This window comes from Drancourtella massiliensis (genome assembly GCF_016900655.1).
In the GTDB taxonomy this organism is placed as follows: Bacteria; Bacillota; Clostridia; order Lachnospirales; family Lachnospiraceae; genus Sellimonas; species Sellimonas catena.
Genome location: NZ_JACJKH010000055.1, coordinates 1 through 3,364, shown reverse-complemented (window position 1 = coordinate 3,364; position 3,364 = coordinate 1). Strand labels below are relative to the sequence as shown.

Below are 3,364 nucleotides of genomic sequence, written 5' to 3'. Positions count from 1 at the left end.
AGTGACGCTGTTAATAAGACGCTCACAAAAATGGCCAGTGTCTGGCTTTTGTAATACCGCATGTATTTCCACGCCAGTTTTAACATACGCCATCACCGCCTTTTACCGGGATGTCTCTCTTTCCCGTAACAATACATCCATCTTCAATGTGGATCACCCGGTCACACGTCTGGGCGATGGCTTCGTTGTGGGTTACCATCAGGATTGTCTGCTTATACTTTCTGCAGCTCGTTTTTAATAACCCCATGACCTCAATCGTTGTCGCCGAATCCAGATTTCCTGTCGGTTCATCGCAAAGGAGAAGCTGCGGTTTATTGACAAGCGCCCTTGCAATGGCTACTCTCTGCTGCTGTCCGCCCGACAGTTCATTTGGATATTTCTTACGCTTTTCCCAGATGCCAAGCTCCCGCAGCAGTTCTTCCATGTACTTGCGGTTGATATGCCTTCCCCTGTCAAAGGTGACCGGCAGGGCCACGTTGTCATATACATTCAGCACCGGCATCAAGCTGTAATTCTGAAAGACAAAACCAATATTTCTTCTCCGGAAGATAGTCAGTTCTTTCCTCGACAAAGAACCGATTTCCCTTTTCTTGATGAAAATCTTTCCTCGTGTCGGATTGTCCAAAGCACCGATTAAATTGAGAAGTGTCGATTTGCCCGAGCCGGACGTGCCTACGATAGCAACAAACTCGCCCTCTTCCACCTGCAGATTGATATTTCGTAATGCCTTGACCTGATTTTCTTTTTCGCCGTATATTTTTTCCACATTCTGTAATTCTAAAATACTCATCCGTCATCGCTCCTTTTCTTGATACCTCCAGTATAGAGGGAGGATCTTGCAATTTCGTTACAAAACGGATGATTCGTTCTTACAGTTTTGTAAGAACACAGAAAAACAGCTGCCTTTTCCATACTCGGAAACAGCTGTGATGTAACCCTTCTCTTTTTCCAGAATCAGATTCGACAGATACAGGCCGATCCCGGAGCCTTCCATATTCTCCACTTCCGGACTTCTGTAAAACCGTTTGAAAATTTCTGTCAGTTCTTCCTGCCGGATGCCCAGTCCCGTATCTGCAATCTGAATTTCTGTATACAGTTCATACGGGCGAACCTGAATCCGAATCGCTCCGCCTGGTTCTGTATACTTTACGGCATTTTCCAATAGATTCACAAAGACTTCGGCTGTCCACTTCCGGTTGTGATACAGCAGTCTGTCATCAAATTCTTCCATTTCAAGGCGGATTCCCTTTTTCTCCATCTTCGCATAGACTGCATCCACCGCATCCAGAATGGTCTGCTTTATCTTTGTATCTTGCACTTCAAATTCATCAATATTTTGCTCCAGCTTCACCATTTTCGAAAGAGACTCTACAATCCAGTTCAGCTTTTCAATCTGTCTCTGCATTTTATCCGCAAATTCCGCTTTCTTCTCCGGCGCCAACTCACCTGTCCCCATAATTTCCGTATAAAGAGAAAGATTCGCAAGCGGGGTTTTCAGTTGGTGAGACATATTGGACACCAGACTTTTCACCTGCTCCTTTTCCTGCTCTGCACTTTGGGCGTGATTGCCAAGTACTTCCTGAATCTGCTTGATCTTGCTGATCAGGGCAGAATATTCTCCTTCCTCAACATCAGAATATACAATCATTTCCTGACTTAATACGCTGTCCAGCAGGCGGTCAATCATGCGGTATGTTTTTCTTTTCTGATAAATGCCGTAACAGACAGATAGAAATAAAAGTACGGCTAAGATGATCGTAATCCACATCGTTTTATTCCTTCCAGATGTATCCGATTCCATGCACCGTTTTGATATGCACAGGATTGGATGCATCATCTTCTATTTTCGTACGAAGCCTGCTGATATTGACAGACAACGTATTGTTATCTACATACTTCCCGTTACTGTCCCAGATTTTCTCTAAAATCTGATCTTTGGAAAGAATATGGTTCTTATTCTCGATCAGGTATAAAAGCAAACGATATTCTAATTTGCTAAGTGGAATTTCCTCTCCCCGTTTCCACACTTTACAGCTGCTCTGATCGATGCTTAATGATCCGGTGACAATCTTGGCAGTTTCCACTTTTTCCTGTAAAATCCGCTTCATTCTCGCTTTTAATACGCCAAGGGAAAATGGCTTGGACAAGTAGTCATTGACTCCCAGTTCCAACGCCTGAATCTCATCCAGCTCGGTATCACGGGCAGTCAGCATGATAATCGGAACATTGCTGTAGCTCCGCACCTCTTTGCAAAGTTCAAACCCTGTTCCGTCCGGAAGATTGCAGTCCAAAAGGACAATATCGTACTCTCCCTTCTCTATTTCTCTCAATCCTTCCCTTTTGGTTCCCACTTCTGTAATATCATATCCATCACCGGAAAAAGAGAAGGATAAGCCTTCTCTTAAATCCGTATCATCTTCTATTATTAACAGTTTGTATTGATTCATGTTGCAGTTCCTTTTCAGCAGTTTTTTCAATTATAGCATAGATTGCAGAGAATCTCTCATCTATTTTCTATCTGCCCCTTCAATAACAGGATTTCTATTAATTGATAGAATCCCACAATTCCAATGCTCTGTTAATAATTGGGAGGATTTCTTCTTTTCGATTGTTCAATAAATTTTCCATATGTTCTTTTTGCACATCGGTTAACTTTTTCGATGGATTCATCACATTACCATTTTCGTCTATTTCGACCTCTCCCGGATATAAAGCCAAATATATGTTTTTATTCTCATCGATATTTATTGTAATATCCCTGTCACCTTTGCGGGCAGTCAGTACGAAATTATCAGTGTCTAATTCATATTCGCCGATGCTTTTCGGTTCTACGAGATAATCAACATCATTCTCTGTTAAGGCATAATATCCCTGATACCTTTCGATAAAATCTTCATTCAATTCTTTTGTAAAACAGGCATTCTCCACTTTGTCATACATACGATTGTGTTGAATTTTACATACACCTATATAGATACCGGCAAAAACTCCGACAGTTAAAATGCAAACAGCCTCGGAGGAAATCCGGTGTTCCTGTAAAAACGCATCCAGCTGCCTGTACAGCTTCTTGTCTTCATCAAATTTCAAATACAGAAACGTCTGACTTCCCCTTCCAACAAAGGAATCGCTCACAAAGACTTCCATCTCACTGGACCTTGCCGCCCATTCACTTTTGAGCACCCCTGTTACCACATAATCCTTCTCGCCAATCCGAAGAGAATCCCCAGGATTACCGGAAAATCCAAGATTACTGAGTACATATCCGTCCGCCGCAATTTCATTTTCCTTTTCCGGGAAGGTTCCCTCCAGCAGTTCTCTATGTGCCATCTGGCGGTAAGTTTCGTCCGCATGAATAAACGTGATT

4 protein-coding genes are annotated in these 3,364 nt (G+C 42.6%); all 4 read right to left on the bottom strand.

What is annotated here, in order from left to right; all coding sequences use genetic code 11:
• Positions 1-79: 79 nt before the first annotated feature.
• A complete protein-coding gene (locus H6A32_RS15585) occupies positions 80-790 on the bottom strand; it encodes an ABC transporter ATP-binding protein (RefSeq protein ID WP_087252825.1) in 711 nt (236 codons plus the stop codon).
• Positions 791-847: 57 nt separating this feature from the next.
• Positions 848-1,768 carry a sensor histidine kinase gene (locus H6A32_RS15580; protein ID WP_204864798.1) on the bottom strand — a complete coding sequence of 307 codons (921 nt, stop codon included), beginning with the start codon at positions 1,766-1,768 and terminating at the stop codon, positions 848-850.
• A 4-nt stretch (positions 1,769-1,772) separates the two neighbouring features.
• Complete coding sequence (locus H6A32_RS15575) at positions 1,773-2,447, bottom strand: response regulator transcription factor (RefSeq protein ID WP_087168469.1); 675 nt, start codon at positions 2,445-2,447, stop codon at positions 1,773-1,775.
• 97 nt (positions 2,448-2,544) lie between these two features.
• On the bottom strand, positions 2,545-3,364 hold an 820-nt coding region (locus H6A32_RS16575), incomplete at its 5' end, for an ABC transporter permease (protein ID WP_243424963.1).

What these genes read in the sequence shown, in the direction of transcription:
- H6A32_RS15585 (WP_087252825.1), bottom strand. Translation starts at nt 790, where the DNA reads ATGAGTATTTTAGAATTACAGAATGTGGAAAAAATATACGGCGAAAAA.
- H6A32_RS15575 (WP_087168469.1), bottom strand. Translation starts at nt 2,447, where the DNA reads ATGAATCAATACAAACTGTTAATAATAGAAGATGATACGGATTTAAGA.
- H6A32_RS15580 (WP_204864798.1), bottom strand. Translation starts at nt 1,768, where the DNA reads ATGTGGATTACGATCATCTTAGCCGTACTTTTATTTCTATCTGTCTGT.